At 62.7% G+C, this 15,985-nt stretch carries 14 protein-coding genes; 5 read left to right on the top strand and 9 right to left on the bottom strand.

The genetic code is table 11. The features are described from left to right. Nucleotides 1–64 precede the first annotated feature (64 nt). Both ABIB44_RS03865 and ABIB44_RS03860 read left to right on the top strand, forming a co-directional pair. Nucleotides 65–262: a hypothetical protein gene (locus tag ABIB44_RS03865; protein ID WP_354583303.1), complete on the top strand. Its 198-nt coding sequence runs from the start codon at nt 65–67 to the stop codon at nt 260–262. A gap of 234 nt (nt 263–496) precedes the next feature. Then, nucleotides 497–823, top strand: a complete 327-nt coding sequence (locus ABIB44_RS03860; RefSeq protein ID WP_354583302.1) for a hypothetical protein — start codon at nt 497–499, stop codon at nt 821–823. 151 nt (nt 824–974) lie between these two features. Here the strand turns inward: ABIB44_RS03860 and ABIB44_RS03855 are convergent, their stop codons facing one another. Further along, entirely contained in the window at nt 975–1,286 is a 312-nt protein-coding gene (locus tag ABIB44_RS03855; RefSeq protein ID WP_354583301.1) for a hypothetical protein, read from the bottom strand. Nucleotides 1,287–1,509: 223 nt separating this feature from the next. Here ABIB44_RS03855 and ABIB44_RS03850 point away from each other — a divergent pair, with 223 nt between their 5' ends. Together ABIB44_RS03850 and ABIB44_RS03845 are read left to right on the top strand one after the other, a co-directional pair. Further along, nucleotides 1,510–2,025 carry a tyrosine-type recombinase/integrase gene (locus tag ABIB44_RS03850; RefSeq protein ID WP_354583300.1) on the top strand — a complete coding sequence of 172 codons (516 nt, stop codon included), beginning with the start codon at nt 1,510–1,512 and terminating at the stop codon, nt 2,023–2,025. 174 nt (nt 2,026–2,199) lie between these two features. Then, nucleotides 2,200–2,982 carry an IS5 family transposase gene (locus ABIB44_RS03845; RefSeq protein WP_354583299.1) on the top strand — a complete coding sequence of 261 codons (783 nt, stop codon included), beginning with the start codon at nt 2,200–2,202 and terminating at the stop codon, nt 2,980–2,982. A 131-nt stretch (nt 2,983–3,113) separates the two neighbouring features. On the opposite strand, the gene ABIB44_RS03840 is transcribed toward ABIB44_RS03845, so the two are convergent. Continuing rightward, nucleotides 3,114–5,456, bottom strand: a complete 2,343-nt coding sequence (locus tag ABIB44_RS03840) for an ATP-binding protein (protein ID WP_354583298.1) — start codon at nt 5,454–5,456, stop codon at nt 3,114–3,116. Between the two features lie 89 nt (nt 5,457–5,545). Further along, nucleotides 5,546–6,994 (bottom strand): diadenylate cyclase, encoded by a 1,449-nt coding sequence (locus ABIB44_RS03835; protein WP_354583297.1) that lies wholly within the window; start codon nt 6,992–6,994, stop codon nt 5,546–5,548. Between the two features lie 193 nt (nt 6,995–7,187). On the opposite strand from ABIB44_RS03835, the gene ABIB44_RS03830 reads away from it, so the two are divergent. Next, nucleotides 7,188–7,448, top strand: coding sequence for a hypothetical protein (locus ABIB44_RS03830; protein ID WP_354583296.1), 261 nt, complete (start codon nt 7,188–7,190; stop codon nt 7,446–7,448). A gap of 80 nt (nt 7,449–7,528) precedes the next feature. Here ABIB44_RS03830 and ABIB44_RS03825 read toward each other — a convergent pair whose 3' ends face one another. From ABIB44_RS03825 to ABIB44_RS03800, 6 genes are all read right to left on the bottom strand, one after another. Next, nucleotides 7,529–8,749: a BaiN/RdsA family NAD(P)/FAD-dependent oxidoreductase gene (locus ABIB44_RS03825; protein ID WP_354583295.1), complete on the bottom strand. Its 1,221-nt coding sequence runs from the start codon at nt 8,747–8,749 to the stop codon at nt 7,529–7,531. Between the two features lie 87 nt (nt 8,750–8,836). After that, nucleotides 8,837–10,624, bottom strand: coding sequence for a chloride channel protein (locus ABIB44_RS03820; RefSeq protein WP_354583294.1), 1,788 nt, complete (start codon nt 10,622–10,624; stop codon nt 8,837–8,839). An 86-nt stretch (nt 10,625–10,710) separates the two neighbouring features. Further along, a complete protein-coding gene (locus tag ABIB44_RS03815; protein ID WP_354583293.1) occupies nt 10,711–11,253 on the bottom strand; it encodes a TetR/AcrR family transcriptional regulator in 543 nt (180 codons plus the stop codon). Nucleotides 11,254–11,689: 436 nt separating this feature from the next. Beyond that, nucleotides 11,690–12,142 carry a nucleoside deaminase gene (locus ABIB44_RS03810; protein ID WP_354583292.1) on the bottom strand — a complete coding sequence of 151 codons (453 nt, stop codon included), beginning with the start codon at nt 12,140–12,142 and terminating at the stop codon, nt 11,690–11,692. 49 nt (nt 12,143–12,191) lie between these two features. Beyond that, nucleotides 12,192–15,284, bottom strand: a complete 3,093-nt coding sequence (locus ABIB44_RS03805; protein ID WP_354583291.1) for a PD-(D/E)XK nuclease family protein — start codon at nt 15,282–15,284, stop codon at nt 12,192–12,194. A gap of 44 nt (nt 15,285–15,328) precedes the next feature. Next, nucleotides 15,329–15,784 carry a BLUF domain-containing protein gene (locus ABIB44_RS03800; protein WP_354583290.1) on the bottom strand — a complete coding sequence of 152 codons (456 nt, stop codon included), beginning with the start codon at nt 15,782–15,784 and terminating at the stop codon, nt 15,329–15,331. Nucleotides 15,785–15,985 lie beyond the last annotated feature (201 nt).

Here is a 15,985-nt window from a genome sequence, read left to right as displayed (position 1 = left end):
GACCTGGAAGGATTCGAGGACTACGCCGTCAGCGTGCGGCTGCCGGGCTGGCTCTGCGAATAAGATGAGCACGCCCCTTCGTTTCGCCGTGGGCAGCATCGTGCACTTCGGGCAGGGCGGGCGCTACTACGAAGTGCTCTGGCGCGGCCAGCTCGTTGTCGGGCCGACGGGGCACCGGGTTGAGGTATACCTGCTTGGTGGCGATACGTGGGACTGCTACTACGGCAATGAGCTTTGGAGCATTGGCCAGCATCCGTTTTGAGCCAAAGGCCCCGGCCACATATTGGCACAATGATTGGACTGCGTAGGACATAGGGCTCGTCCCATTCATTTTAATTCAACCAACATGAAGATGTTTTTTCAGAAGTTCGCAACCGTAGTGCTTTTCGCTGGATTTGGTCTGGTAGGCTCCTCGGCGTATGCGCAAAAAAGTGTGGGTGCAGCCGTCCAGCAGGGCCACGGGGCGTATGTTTCCAAAATAGACAAGCCGGAGTGCATGACCAATACGTTGCTGGGCGTGCCCGCACTCGCCCCTTCGGGCTGCGTGTACATGAATCAGATAAAGTTCATCATCACGCCTTCGGGCAACTCCTCCTCCACCTGGGTGGGGACGGTGCCGGCGGAGTACCGCCCGGCCCAGCGCGTCGTGTTCAACTCCACCTACACCGAGGTGATTGAGGGCGTCACCAAAGGCGAAGTATACAACACGGTTGCCGTGACGGAGCCCAACGGTCAGGTGACGCTAATGTTCACCCTGAAAGCCAACGGCAACGGCAAGGGCAACGGCAAGGGCAACGGTAACGGTAACGGCCGCAAAGGCTAAGCGACCCGTCCTGTTACTTAAAAGCCCCGCTTCCTCGGTTGAGAAAGCAGGGCTTTTTTGTGTGTCTGGTGTTTTGCTCAGCTTATCCAGCAGCTGGTGACCGCATCCTAAATCGTCATGCTGTTAAAATTGTCATGCTGAGCCCGGCCACCTAGCCCGCCAGCCCAGCCCACAGCACCACGCGCAGCAGTAGGAGTAGCTCCGAGGCGGCGTAGGCCCGGCGGTTTTGTTGTAGCTCGGCATCATTCCAAGTGTTGTAGGCGGGGTAGGCGCGCATCGCCCTTTGCCACAGCCACCTGTCGGGGAAGCGGGCGGCGCGGGGGTCGGGGCTCACGTAATAACGGTCCACATAGGGCAATGCTCTGGCCACATTGAGCAGCGGGTTGAAGCGGTAGGTCCACAGACCGGCCCCAGCGCAGAGCAGGCCGGCGCAGCTTGCTATGTAAGGGGTAACCCCTGACATTAGCGCCGGAACTCCTGAAACCAGCACTATGGTCGCGAAGATGCCGGCCCGCTCCAGCATTTTTTGCCAATGGAAGACGACGTGGAAATCATCGGCGGCGGGCGCGGCATTGAATCGCGCGGCATCCCGCCGGGCGGCCCAGCTTGGGAGCCACCAGAACAGCGCCAGCGCAGCGGCGTGGGTGAGTAAGAGCAGCTAGGCCATTACCAGGAAGTCGCCCAGCATGGCCTGGCTCAAGGGCACCAACAACGTCATCCGCCTCGACCAGCAAAAAACCCGCTCTCAGGTGCAGGTGCCCGTGCTGGCCATGGCGCAGGAAATTCTGGACCGCTACCAGGAAGGGCCCCGCTCGCGGGCGCTGCCCGTTATCAGCCGCACCAAGTCGGCCGAGGCCATCAAGGAAATCCTGCAGCTGGCCGGCATCGACGCGCCCTTCGTGCGGGTGCGCTACAAGGGCACCAAAAAGCACGAGGAGGTGATGCCCGAGTGGCAGGCGGTGGCCACGCACACGGCCCGCCACACCTTCGGCACGCTCATGGCCCGCATGGGCATCGATGCCTTCACGCTGCGCAATTTTATGGGCCACACCGACATGAAGAGCACCATGGTCTACATCCACCTCGAAGCCCACCACGGCGAGCAGTCGATGGTCGAGGGCTTTAACCGGCTGGCCGCGCGCACCGAGGCGCAGGGCCAGGAGCGAACCCAGGAGCGGACCGATGCGCCGGCCGACGAGTGAGTGTGTGCGTGTGCGTGTGTGCGCAGCGGGGCACGCCGTACGCCGCTTCGCGCTGCCGAGTGATACTGGCAAAAGTGCCCGGCTTCGGTCTTAGAGCGTGTTTGGGAATTGGGTAGGGAAAAAAGAAACGAGTCAGTATGTTGGGGCGGAAGTTCCTAGGCTCCGGTTCGCCTTATGGTTGAGTGCTATCAACCCCTTACTGACTCGCAGTGGCAAGTTATTGCGCCGCTGCTGCCCCTGCAACGCAAGCGCCGCTTGTGCTTGCGCCAAGTCATTGATGCCCTGCGTTACGTGTGCCGCACCGGCTGCCAGTGGCGCAGCCTGCCGGCTTACTTCCCACCCTGGTCGGCGGTGTACTACTATTTTGCTCGTTGGCAAACCGATGGCACGTTTCAGCGGCTCAATCAGGCTGGTAACCGAGTGGACCGACTGGCGCGTAACCGGCTGCCCACCCCCTCGCTGGCCTCGGTCGACGCGCAAAGTGTCAAACTGGCCCCGCGCCTGAACCAGCAGCGCGGTCTCGACGCGCACAAACGCGTGAATGGACGCAAGCGCCAGGTGCTCTGCGACACGGGCGGCCGCATCTGGCAAGTCGTCGTGCACGCGGCCAGCGGCCACGATAGCCGGGCGGTCCAACCGCTCTTGCCCCAGCGCGACCAGCTACGCCCCGCTTGGGCCAGTCGGTTGCGGAAGGTGCTGACGGACAGCGCTTATCAAGGCCGTTTTGCCCACCAGGTCCAGGCGCTGGGCTGGCAGCATGAGGTGGCGAGCCGGCCGCCCAGTGCCGTGCGCGGCTTCGTGCCCGTGGCCAAGCGCTGGGTGGTCGAGCGCACCTTCGCCTGGCTCAACTGCTTTCGACGCATCGTCGTGGATTATGAACGCACCCCGGCGAGCCACGTGGCGTGGATACTGCTCGCCAATCTGACGATGAGTTTGCAAAGAGCTACCGCCGACTAAATTCCCAAACACGCTCTAAGCTGCTTTAAGGGGCGTGATGGGTGGAAAGGAGCGAATCCCATCCCCTCAACAAAAAACCCGTTTCCAGATTGGAAACGGGTTTTTTGTTGAGGGGATGGGAATCAACTTGGTTAGCGGTGCAGCAGCCGGCGCAGCTTAGCATACAGCTCGGGCTCATCGAAAGGCTTGGCCAGGCAGTCATTGAGGCCGGCGGCGAGGTAGCGCTCGTGGTCGCTGCGGAAGGCGTTGGCCGTGAGGGCCAGGATGGGAACGCTGGCCCGCACCGGGTCGGAATGTTGGCGTAAGTGGGCCGAGGCTTCCACGCCGCTCATGCCGGGCATCTGAATGTCCATGAGCACAGCATCGAAGGGGCCACCGGTTTCGAAAAGTTGCAGGCCATCGGGGCCATTCTCAGCCTCAATCACTTCAATACCCCAGTTCTGCATCGTCCAGGCGGCCACCATGCGGTTGATTTCGTTGTCTTCGACGAGCAGCACGCGGGCCCCTTGCAGCACGCCGGTATCAAAGTTATCGGCCGGCATGGGCTCGGGTGCGTGCTGGTCGGCCTTGGGTAGGGTGAGGGTGAAGGCAAAGGTGCTGCCCTGGCCGGGCGTGCTGGCCACGGTCAGGGTGCCGTTCATCTGCTCCACCAAGGCCCGGCTGATGCTCAGGCCCAGGCCGGTGCCGCCAAATTGCCGGGCAGTATCGGCATACGCCTGGGTGAAGCTCTCAAAAATACGGGCCACCACCTCGGGGGCCATGCCCATGCCGGTATCGGTGACCTCGAAGCGCAGGGTTAGCTCGCCGGCAGTTTCGGCCAGGGCCTCGCTCGTGACCAGCACCTGTCCGCCGGCGGGCGTGAATTTGATGGCATTGCTGACCAGGTTGAGCAGTACCTGGTTGAGGCGGTGCGCGTCGCCCACCACGGGGGGGAAGTGAGCTGCCGGCTGGTGCATCACGCAGGCGATGCCTTTTTCGATGGCTTGCAGCGAGAGCGGCTTCACCGCCTCCTGAATCGAGGTGCTTACGTCGAACGGCTCGGGGTTTAGCTCCAGCTTGCCCGAGGTGATTTTGGCCATGTCGAGCACGTCATTCAGCACCGTGAGCAGGTGCTGCCCCGAGCCCCGGATAATGCGCACGTACTCGCGCTGCTCGGGCGTGAGCGAGGTTTTGGCCAGCAGGTTGGCCACGCCCAGTACGCCGTTCATGGGCGTGCGGATTTCGTGACTCATGTTGGCCAAAAAGTTTTCGCGGGCGCGCACGGCCGCTTCGGCGGCTTCCTTGGCGCGCTTCATTTCCTTGCTGGCCAGCACCCGCTCGGTGATGTCGTGGCCGTGCGATACAATGTAGGGCTCCTGGCCGGGCTCGCGCACCACGTAGTTGTGGTAGTGCAGGTAGCGCAGCTGCTCGCTGCCGCGCGGATACACCGGTAGCACGCCCTCGGCTTCGCCGGAAAAGGTAATTTGCTGGAGGTAAAACGGGAAGCCCTCACGGTCCTCTTCGGTCATGTGCGCCGTTACGGACGTGCCCACCATGGCGGCCGCGTCTTCGCGCAGCAGGCGGGCCAGGGCCGGGTTCGCGGTGATGACCGTGCCCTGCATATCGCAGGTGCCAATAAGGGCCTGGCCGTAGGTCATCAGGTCGCGGTACTGCTTTTCGCTGCGCTCGAGGGTTTGCTGAATGCGTTTTAGTGCCGTAATATCTGTGCTGACGCCCAGCACCTGCACGGTGCCGTCGGGGCGCCGCAAGGGGCGGCGCACGGCCTGAAACCAGCGCGTGCTGCCGTCGCTGAGCGTGAGCGACTCTTCCAGAATTACTTCTTCGTCGGTGGCCAGGACCTGCGCATCGAGGGCCGCCGATTTCTTGAGTTCGGCGATGGTTTGCGGGGGCAGGGGCCGCGGGCCGCTGAAAGGCGAGACTTTCCACAGCCCATGCAGCGCCTGGTTGCCGAATACGAGCTGCTGGTTGGCATCGCGCACCATCACCGCCGATGGAATGGTGTCGAGCACCTGCTCCATAAACTGCTGGTTTTCGCGTAGCTGCAGGCGGGCGGCCTCCCGCTCCGTCACATCGGCAAAGTAGAGGTTGGCGTGGCGCTGCCCCGGCAAGGGCATCACCGAAACATCAAACGTGTGCCGGCCTACCTGAATAGCCAGCAGCTCGGGCGTGCCTTGGGCCAGCGCCTTGCGGGTGCCGGCGCGCAGGATGTGCTGCACCCGCACGCGCTCGGCCCGCGTGAGGTGGCTACCCAGGGCGCGAGCCGCCGAGTTGGCGTACAGCTGCTGCAGGTTGGCCCCGATGCGCACCACCGGGCTGGGGTTTTCGTCGGGCAGATAAGCCAGGGCCTGCACGGCCTGCTCATTGGCCTGCGCGTAGGCCAGGGCCGCCGTCAGCTCGTTGATGCGCTGCTCGGCGGCGGCCAGGGCGTGCGGGTAATCAATCTCAGTAGGTGAAGCAGCAGCGGAAGAAGTCATATGCAGCACGGCGGCAATGGGCCGACTAAAGGTACTAACCGCGCGCCAAGCTTGCGCCATGCTGGGCCGTTAATAACGGCCGCGCCGCGCTAGCTGGGCAGCAAATCTATCCAGCCATCTTCGCTCACCACCACGGCCAGCACCGGGTACTTGCTGCTATTCACGTAGCGCAGGGCCGAGTTGAAGCGCGAGCCGCGCGAAGAGTCGCCTTTTTCAGTGGCCAGACCATCCAGAATGGCTCCAATGGCGTGGCAGATGCCGTTGGGCTCGATTAGCACGGCCCCGTCGATGTTGGTGACGAGGCGCAGCACGGTGGGCGTCATGATGCGCGGCACCACCCGGAAGCACTGCCGGGTGAGGCGCTGCGCCTCCTGGGCCGCCCCGGCGCTGATAACCAGGATGGTGCCATTGGGCTGGGTCGTGGCTTTCTGGGCCAGGTCCCAGAGATAGTCGCTGCTGTCCACGCTCAGCTCCGGAAACACAATGCGGATGACCCGGGCAAAGTTGTCGGCCGCCACCTGGCCCTGGGGCAGGCGCGGCGTGTTGCTCACCACACGCATCAGCACATGGCCGGCGTGGCTCACCTCCCAGCTGTAGTGGTTGGTGAAGTGCACCGTCACCAGCGGCTCAAACTGCGAATCGGAGTGCGGCACCAGCTGGCCCAGGCCAAATACGTGCGAGGCATCCGAAATCAACGCCGTGTGGCCCTCGCTCAGCTCCAGCAGCTTGCGGATGGAGCGGTGGTCGCGCATGGGCACCGGCGTTTCGAGGGTGAGCACGGGCACTACGGCCGGGTGCAGCCGCCGGCTCACCAGCATGGTGCCGATGGCCTCGTCGCCCTCATGGCGCAGGGCGGCCACGCCGTTGCAGGCATCGTACAGGCCGTGGGTGCCGGCCGGGGCTACGCGCAGCATCAGCCGGCGGCCGGCCGAGCGCAGCAGCTCGTTGTAGTCGCGGTCGAGCACGGGCTGGTCGTTGTCGGCCGTGTCGGCTTCGCGCAGGGCCCGGGAGCAGTCGTGCATAAACTCCAGCACGGCCGCGTGGGGCAGGTTGATGGGCCGCCCGCCGCCGGGCTTGGGGAGCGAGTAGTAGCCGTCGTAGCAGTCGGTGGCCAACTGCAGCACCACCGTCACGAGGTAGCCCTGCAGGCTCACCGGCCCCGAGCAGAACGAGCGACGGTTCTCGCCCCGGCTGGCCGTAAGCTCGTTCAGGGTGCTTTCGGTGGCCTGGCACATCAGCTCATACCAATGCTGCTTTTCGGAACGGTCGTGGTCGTTCGGGTGCAGGTGGTACACGGAGCCCTTGGGCCCGGCATTCGCTTCGAGGGCTGCCGCGCGCGTTTTTACCTGCACAAATTCGGCCGGCGAATAGCGGTGCGAAGCCGGCTCGAGGACCACGGCCTCGGGCGCTTCGGCCTCGCGCCCGGCGGCGAAGCCCAGCAGAAAAACCTCGGGCCGCAGACTGCGGTCGAGCAAATTAAAAACTCCCTCGGCAAAGAGTTGGGCCGAGACGCGAAACAAGCTTTGGTGCTCCCACATGGACGATAACCGAACGGCCGCCCCCCGTTGCGGGTACGACTTCGCCCCGAACTACGGGAAAATCTGCTTAATAGAGGTGTTGTCGAACAAATTTCCTTCGTCGGCGCTTCATTGGTCGCCCGCGCCGACGTATCTTCGGTACCCGACTGGCCGTCGTCGGGGCTTCCCACTCACCACTTCAACCCATCCGCCTATGTTGTTTGTCGACATGATGTTCGTGGTGGCGTTGGCCATTTCGTTTATTCCGATTCTGACGGGCTACTGCGCCCAGAGCCGGGGCCGCTCTTTCTGGCTGTGGTTTGCGCTGGGTTGGCTGTTGCCGTTGGCCTCGTTCTTCCTGCTTTTCGCCCTCATCGCCCGCGATGAGCTCAATCCTAGCCGCCGCCTGCTCGGCGAAGCCCGCCAGATTCTGCGCGAAGCCGAAGAAAAAAATCGCGTGCGCACCGAGTCCTAAAAGCGGTAGCGGAAAGAAGCACGCAGCATGCCGAGCGCCGCAAAGCATTACGTTCCTAAAGGGTTGGCGATTCCGTTCGCTTATTTCCCCGCCGCAATGGCCCGTGCCACCCAAGCCCCGGTGCTGAAGCAGCCTTGCAGCAAATAGCCGCCCGTGGGGGCTTCCCAATCGAGCATTTCGCCGGCCACGTAGGTGCCGGGGCGTTGCCGCAGCATCAGGTGCTCATCTACCGCGGCGAACGGCACGCCCCCGGCTGTGGAGATGGCCTCATCGAGCGGCCGCAGGCCACCAACCGGCAGGGGCAGCGCTGTCAGCAGCTCCGCCAGCGCCTCAGCATCCAGGTTGGCGCAGTCGGGCCGTAGCTCGCGGAGCAGCGTGGGCACGGGCGTAGTCAGGTGCAGGGTCCGCTTCAAAAAATCGGCGAACGAGGCTTTGCCGCGCGGCTGGCGCAGCTTCTGGAGTAGCATGGTAGCCGGCAGGTCGGGTCTAAGGTTGAGCTGCAGCACCGCCGGGCTACCCCCCGCCAAGGCCGTGCGCACGGCCGGCGTGAGGGCGTACACCGGCGTGCCTTCCACGCCGTACTCGGTCAGCAGCAGCTCCCCGCGCATTGTCGGGCCATCGTTCACGCGCAGGGCAATGTTTTTCAAGGGCGCTCGGCCCACCTTCTGCCGAAAGAATTCGGACCAGGCTACTTCGGCTCCGCAGTTGGCGGGCGCAAACGGCACCGCCGGCACCCCAATTTTCTGCAACAGCGGCACCCAGGACCCGTCGGAGCCAGTCTTCGCCCAGCTGGCACCACCCAGCGCCAGCACCGTAGCGTCCGGCTCAACGAGAAACTCCCGGCCCGCGCCTGGCCCGGCGCTTTCGTCGCGCAGCCGCACGCCGGTGGCCCCTTCAAAGCCGAGCCAGCGATGGCGAGTGCTGATTTCCACGCCCAACACCCGTAGCCGGGCCAGCCAAGCGCGCAGCAAATCGGCCGGCTTGTGGGCCGCCACCGGAAAAATGCGCCCGCTGGTACCCACAAAGGTTTCAATGCCCAAATCGGCGGCCCAGGCCCTCAGTGCTGCCGGCGGAAAATGGCTGAGCAAGCCCGTAAATCGCGCCTGCTCAGCTCCGTAGCGGCCGGCAAAGCCCGCTGGTTCCTCACTGTTGCTCAGGTTGAAGCCGCCGTGCCCGGCCACCAGAAACTTGCGCCCCACCGTAGCCTGCGCCTCAAATAGCTGCACGCGGTGGCCGGCTTCGGCCAGCCGTTGGGCCGCCATCAGCCCGGCCGGTCCTCCGCCGATGATTACAAGGAACAATTAATAATGGGCAATTAATAATGAGCGATAAGCAAAAGTAATGGCTACTCAGCGCTTCCTTTTGCTCATTGCTCATCAAGCGCAGCATCATGCCTCGCTTTCCTGGATGAGCTGGCGGCGGTAGCGCACCAGGATAGTCGATTTCAGAATGAAGCCGATGTAGCGGCCATCCTCCTCGCACACGGGCAGGGCCCAGGCCCCGTAGCGGTCGAGCAGGGCCAGGGTATGTTCCAGGTCGTCGGTGGGGCCCACCACGGCGGGGGCAGCCTTCATTAGCTCGCCCACGGTAGTTGTGGCGTAGTGAGCATCATCAAACAGCGCATCGCGCACCGAGTCGAGCGACACCACGCCCAGCAGCCGTCCGCCGGCGGCCACCACCGGAAACAGGTTGCGCGAAGCGTGCCGGAAAACGTCGACCAGCTCGCCCAGCGTGGTCGTGGGCCGCACCGGAATAAAGTCGGTTTCGAGCAGCTTGCGCGGGTCGAGCTGGGCCAGCAGGCCGCGGTCGCGGTTGGCATAAACGTCGACGCCCCGGGCCGTGAGCTTGCGGGTGTAGACCGAATATGGTTCGAAGTACTTCGTAATCAAGTAGGAAGATGAGCTCACCAGCATCAGGGGCACAAACAGGGCGTAGCCACCCGTTATTTCGGCAATGAGGAAGATGGCCGTGAGCGGCGCGTGGATAACGCCCGCCAGCGTGCCAGCCATGCCCAGTACCACAAAATGCACTTCCGGAATGTGAATCACCCCGCTCAAGTTGATAATCCGGGCGAAGAAAAACCCCGCCAGCGCCCCCGCAAACAGCGACGAGCCGAACATGCCGCCGTTGCCGCCGCCGCCCACCGTGATGCTCGTGGCCACCACCTTCAGCATCATGCTGAAGAGCACCAGCACCAGCAGCAGCCAGGGGTTGTTATCCTGATACACGGAGAAAATACTGCCGTCGGTCATGCGTTCGGCGTGGCCGCGCAACAGCAGCTCCACCGTGTTGTAGCCCTCGCCATAGAGCGTCGGGAACAGAAAAATCAGCCCCCCCAGCATGGTGCCGGCCACCAGCACTTTGCGCCAGTTCAGGCCCGGCCAGCGTTCAAAAAAACGCTCAAACCACACGTAGGTGCGAATCATGTAGACGGAGAAAAAGGCCGTGAACAGCCCCAGCAATACGTAAAACGGTACCGCATCTACCGGCCAGCTGGTGGTGATGAGCACAAACGGCTGGCCCACGTACAACGCTTTCGAAACGACCGTGGCCGTGGCCGAAGAAATCAGCAGCGGAATAAAATACTGCGCTGGCAGCTCCATCAAAATAGTTTCGACCGCAAACAGCACGCCCGCGATGGGCGAGTTGAAGATGGCTGCCACGCCCGCCGCCGCCCCGCAACCCGTGAGCAGACGCCGCCGCCGCCGGTCCAGATGCAGCACGCGGCCGGCATTGGAACCCAGGGCCGCGCCCGTCACTGAAATCGGGGCCTCGGTGCCGGCCGAGCCGCCAAAGGTCACCGTCAGAAACGCCGTTACCAGCTGCGAATAGAGCTTGGAGCGCGGCACCACGCTGCCCTCGCGGGCCGTGTTATAGATAATCGGGGCAATCCCCCGTCCCAGCTGCCCACCCAAAAAAAGTTTGGTAAACAGGGCTGTTAGCCCAATGCCAATCACCGGATAAATCGAGAGCGCAAACACCCGGTTGGGTTCCGTTATGCCGTCGCGCAGCATCTGTTGGCCCCAGCGCACCGAAGTTTTCAGGAGCACTGCCGCCAGGCCCGCCGCCCCCCCCACCAGCACGCTCAGCAGCAGCATGTACATCCGTTCGCTGATGTGGCGCGCGCGCCACACGAGTAGCGGGCGCAACAGGCGATGAACGGCGTGGAGGGGCATAAGCGGCAGCGGGGAATAGGCGCATCAACAGCAACGCAAATTTCAGGCCGGCGGATGCACACCGGCCCTGTTTTCCCTTTGATGCCCTAGCTGGCTGCTGGTCGGCCCAGGCCGTAGCTCTGCTTCAGGTGCCGGGCCAGGTCAGGTAGGTTGGCATCGTGCGGGTAGAGCAGGTTGCGCCAAAGGCTCTGAATAAGGAGTAACAGTTGCAGCGTGGTGAGCTCGGGGCTGGGTGCGCCCACTTCAATAAAAGCCTGTTTGAGCAGATTGTCAATAGGGCTCATGAAGCGCTGAAAATATTTCTGCACCAGGGGGCGGTTAAATTCTTTGTCCTGCACTTTCCAGAAGTCGGGCTCATCGTGCACCAGCTTGTAGGGCAGGTCGATGACATTCTCGATGAGCACGCGCGGGTCTTTCTCGGCCACAATGCCCCGGTTGGCCTCCACAATACGCCGAAAGCCCTGCTTGATGAGGTATTCAAAAAGCTTTTCCTTGCTCAGAAAGTATTTGAACAGCAGCGCTTCCGACACGCCCGCCTGCCGCGCGATGAGGGCGGTAGAGGTATTGTCGTAGCCTTTCTCGCCGAAAAGCTGCAGGGCGGCCTGCTCAATTTTGGAATGACTGGTCATGGCCGGGCCCGGAGAGTGAAACGGCAAATAACGGCCCGGACGCGCGATATCGGCCCCAACGAGTCGCAAATAAGGGCTGCGAGCAACGAAAAATCATTGCCGGAACCTACCCAAAAGCGAGACAGCCGGCTAAATCGACACGTGGTCGAATCAGCCGGCTGTAACACGTTGAAACCCGGGTAACGTAGCTTCCCGCAAGCAGGAAGACCGAACGGCTTTCAACAAATATTCTCCGGATGGGGTGGGAGGCACCCGGAAAAAAGAGTAGGAATTGTTGGGAATTAGAAACCACCAGTGAACTGGTTTCCGGTACTGCGAGCAAAGGTAAGGCACGAATCAGCAGCTGCCGATGAGTAGGGCCTCACTTTTAAGTAAGTACGTACTCACCCGCCTTGTTACCAATACAATAATTTCCAACAATCGATGGCGGTACTAGCTATAATTCCATAATGTCTTCGTTCCAGAGCGCGGGCTCGGCTTCAATAAACTCGTTCATCATGTCCACGCATTCCTGCAGGTTGAGGTCGACAACTTCCACGCCATGGCTTTCGAGAAAAGCCCGCGATTCACCAAACGTGCGCGATTCGCCTACCATCACCTTCGGAATTTTGAACTGCACGATGGTGCCCGCGCACATGTAGCAGGGCATGAGCGTGGTGTAGATGACGGTGTCGCGGTAGCTCCTCTGGCGGCCGGCGTTGGTGAGGCAATCCATCTCGCCGTGCTTGATGGCGCTGTCTTCCTGCACGCGCTTGTTGTGGCCCTGGCCGATGATTTTACCGTCGCGCACGAGCACCGAGCCGATGGGAATACCGCCCTGCGAGCGGCCCAGGCGGGCTTCGTCGATGGCGGCTTGCATGAATTCGTCTTTGTTGTTTTGGTCTTGCATAATGTTGTTTTAAGTGGTCCATCCTGCGCAAGCGCAGGATGACCGGGAGTTAACGGGCGCAAATGCCCTTGTAGGGGCAATACTCGCATTTGGTAAAGTCGTCGGTTTTGCGGATAGGCTCGGCGGGGTCGAGGATGCGGAGCACGATTTTACGCACCAGCTCTTCGGAAACAGTTACGAAGTCCTCGCCGCCCTCGGTGAGGAAGCCGAGGTCGGCCGAGAGCAGGCCCTCATCGATGTTACGCAGGGAGAGGATAGACGTATCGGCCGTTTCGCGGTTGGCGGTGTGGGCCAGCATGAGGCGGTAGAGCCAGAGCTGACGCACTTTGTCGGCGCTACTGCTGGGCTCGTGCAGCAGCCGGTCGATGGCTTCGGGGGGGCTGAGCTTGTCGCGGTAGCCGCGCAGCTGCAGGTCGGCGCGCTTCACGAGGCCCGATTTGTAGTCGACCACGCGCAGGCGGCCGTCGGGCAGCTCATCCACGCGGTCGGCGTAGCCGAACAGGCGCACGGCCAGCGGCTCAGCCTGGCCGGGCACTTCGACAAAAACGGTGGCGGCCAACTCTTTTTCCAGGCCAAAAAGCCGGATGGGGAGCATTCCGGGCTGCGCGGTCAGGCTTTCGAGCAGGCGCACGACCAGGCGCGTGGCCACCTGGCCGTACACGTGGTTCAGGCCTTCGTCGGCGCGGGCGTGCTTTTCGGTGGCTTCCTGGCGCAGGGCTTTCTGCACCTCGGCAGGCGCTTGCCGGATAAGCTCCGGAATATCAGCGGCCGTAATCGGGCGGGCCTGCTGCTCAAAGGGCCGCATCAGGTTCTCCAGCGCCTCGTGTACCATCGTGCCGAAGCTGCTGGCTTCAAGGGTTTCCTCCACCGCGTCGTTTTCGTGGAAGCGGGCCACTTTCGAAAAGTAGAAGCGTAGCGAGCAGGCCAGAAAGTCGTTGAGGCGGGAGGGTGAGATGTTGCGCTCCAGCACGCCGCGCAGGGCGGCCAGCATCTCGGCATCTTTTTCGAGGACGAGGTCACCTTCGTAAGAGGAGTTAAAAGGTAAATGGGAAGCGTTAAAATCCGGGTATGCTTCGTTTGGTTTTAACCCTTCTCTCTTAATTTCTGACTCTTTTCCCGAATCCATTTCGGGAACCGAAACCGTCAAATCTTCCAGCACCAGTTGGGGGTTCTGGGGTAGTAAATCGTTCTGTAATTGCAGTAGGAAACGGCTGCGCTCGCCACTTTTCATGCCTTCGGCTCCGGGCAGCACGTGCACCAAATCAACGCGTTGCGCGCGTTGCAGCAAGCGCCAGAAGTTGTAGGCCGTAATGGCCTCGGCATCGGCGTAGGTGGGCAGGTTGGCGGCGGTGAGGACGTCGTAAGGGAACAGCGACTGCTGCTTTTTAGGCGCGGGCAGCACGCCCTCGTTGCAGCTGAGGATGATGAGGTGGTCGAAATCCAGGGCCCGGGTTTCGAGCAGGCCCATCACCTGCACGTCGGCCAGCGGCTCGCCCGAGAAGGGCAGGCGGGTGCGGCCCATCTGCTCGTACAGGAATCGGCGGAACGAGCGCACCGACAGGCGCTGTTCGCGGCAGTCGAAGGCCGAATCGAGCTGCTTGACGAGGGTGTAGAACAGGTACAGGTACTCAGCCCCGAGGCCGGTTTCGCGGTCGGTATCGGCCATTTCGGCCGAATAAACCTGGCGCAGCAGGTCAATTACCGCGTAGCAGGCGGTAATGATGTCGTCGCAGTTATTCCAGGTTTTAAACAGGGCCTCGATGAGCGGGTGGTGTGCGCCGAGCTTCAGCAGCTCTTCGGCGGGCAGCAGCACGGCGTTCAGGCGCACGATTTCGCGGCAAATCTGGTCGAGAATGCCGTGGTACTGGGGTTGGTCGGCCTGCTGGTCCTGCCAGTGCTGGTAGCGGCGCAGGAAGGGGTGCGAAAGTAGTTTTGTAACCGCTAGATGGTGGTAGCGCGGCACGCCATAGCCGGTTTCGCGGCTGCCCTCCCGAATGCCGGTGAGGTGCACCTCGAACAGCAAATCGACCAGGTTGAACAGCGGCGTGGCCTGAAAGCTCAGGCCCATGGTCACGTTGTAGTCGGGCACCTCGTCGGGCGGCAGGCCGTGCAGCACGGGCAGCAGCAGGGTTTCGTCGGGCAGCACCACGGCCACGGTGGCGTCGGGGTAGCGCTGGCGGGCTTCGGCCAGCAGTTGGCCGGCCAGCTTGCCTTGCATGCTGGGGTTGGCTACGCCCAGGTAGCGAATGTGGTGGGGCTGGCCGCGCAGCCGCTCGACCCAGCCGCCGAAGTGGTCGCGGGGCAGGTTCCACTCCTTCAGGTAGCGGCGCAGGTGCTGGCCGGCGCGGTTGGGCGAGCCTTCCTCGAGGTAGAAGGGGTCACCGTCGAAGTGTATTTCGGCCCGGCCGGCCTTGCGCAGCAGTAGAATGAGCTTTTCTTCCGAAGCCGACAAATTGCCCAGACCCACGAAAACGTGCACGGCCGGCGCGGGCGCGGCCGGGTCTTTCAGCGTCTTTTCCAGCTGCTCCACGGCGCGGCGGTAGGCCAGGCCGGGGTAGGCGAGGTGGTTGGCCAGCATGCGCTTTTTGAGTTGGTGGTATACCCGCTCCAGCTGGTTCCAGAAGCCGAACGAGTGCGCGGCGGCCTGGCTTTTGGGCGGTAGAGCTGCCAGGTCCCAGCGCTCCAGGGCTTTGGCTTCGCTCAGGTATTCAAATACTTTGTGAGTGTCGGCCAGGTTCTGGTCGAGGTTGGAGAAGTCGCTCAGCAGCGTCGCGGCCCAGCCCACGAACTGGTCGAAATCGAGCCCGGTATCGATGCCCTTCAGGATGTCATAGAGCAATAGCTGCAGGGCAATGGGCTCTTCGACCTGCACGCCGGCCAGCTCCACCATGTAGTCTTCCATGGCGGCCACGCGCGGGGCCCACAGCGGCGCGCCGCCGGGCAGGGCCAGGGCCAATTCGTTCTTCAGATACACCACGGCGCGGCGCGTGGGTACTATCACAATGATATCCGACAGCTCATCGAGCGGGCCCGAACCGTAGCGGTCGAGTAGCGCGCGGGCAGTGGTGGCCAGGAAGGTACCCGGCACAGCGGCCGGGGCGGTCGAAGCCGCGAAAGCAGCAGTGGTGGCAGAAGCAGGCATCAGGGTAAAGATACCGGGCCGGGGCCGCACGCGCTATCCCGGCACTAGTCGGGGCGGGCTTGGAGCTGGGCCGGGTCGCCGGGCCGCGTGAATTCGACCAGCAGCTCGACCAGCTCGGGCCGGGTGTGGGGCCGGGGCACGAGCAGGGCCGCCCCGGGTACCGGCACCGGGGCCAGTAGGCGGCGCAGGTCCTGGGCCTGGGCCGGAAATAAACTCATGGGGCAGCCCGCGAAGCTGGCGGTTTCGCTGGGCCCTTCGCTGAGCACCTGGCAATTGTAGTGGCGGGGGTCGGATACCAGACGCTGGTAATAGAGCGTGCGTACGGCTTCGCGCGGGCCTTCGAGTACCTGCAAAAAACGGCCGTCGGGGGTATAGAGCAGGATGCTGTTGATGCCGCGGTGTTGATTACGCACGCGGGCACTGGCCAGCAGCTCGGTCAGCTCGCGGGCTTCGGAGGGAATCAGCGAATAGCTTTGGTAAAGGAGTTGGTAGGTGCTCATGGGCGGCAACGAGGGTGAAATGTAGCTGCGTGACGAACAAAAAACCAGTAGTTGGCAATGGCGGTGCAAGTAGAGCGAGGCTCCGGAAAATATGATACTAGCAATATTAGCTATAAATGGTAAAAAGTCAATATCAACCCGTTGTAATTTCGAGATTGCCAAGCGCTCCATCGCCTCGTTAGTGCGTTGCTGCCCGGTGGG

This window comes from Hymenobacter sp. UYCo722 (genome assembly GCF_040547115.1).
In the GTDB taxonomy this organism is placed as follows: domain Bacteria; phylum Bacteroidota; class Bacteroidia; order Cytophagales; family Hymenobacteraceae; genus Hymenobacter.
This window is presented reverse-complemented; position numbering and strand designations above follow the sequence as displayed.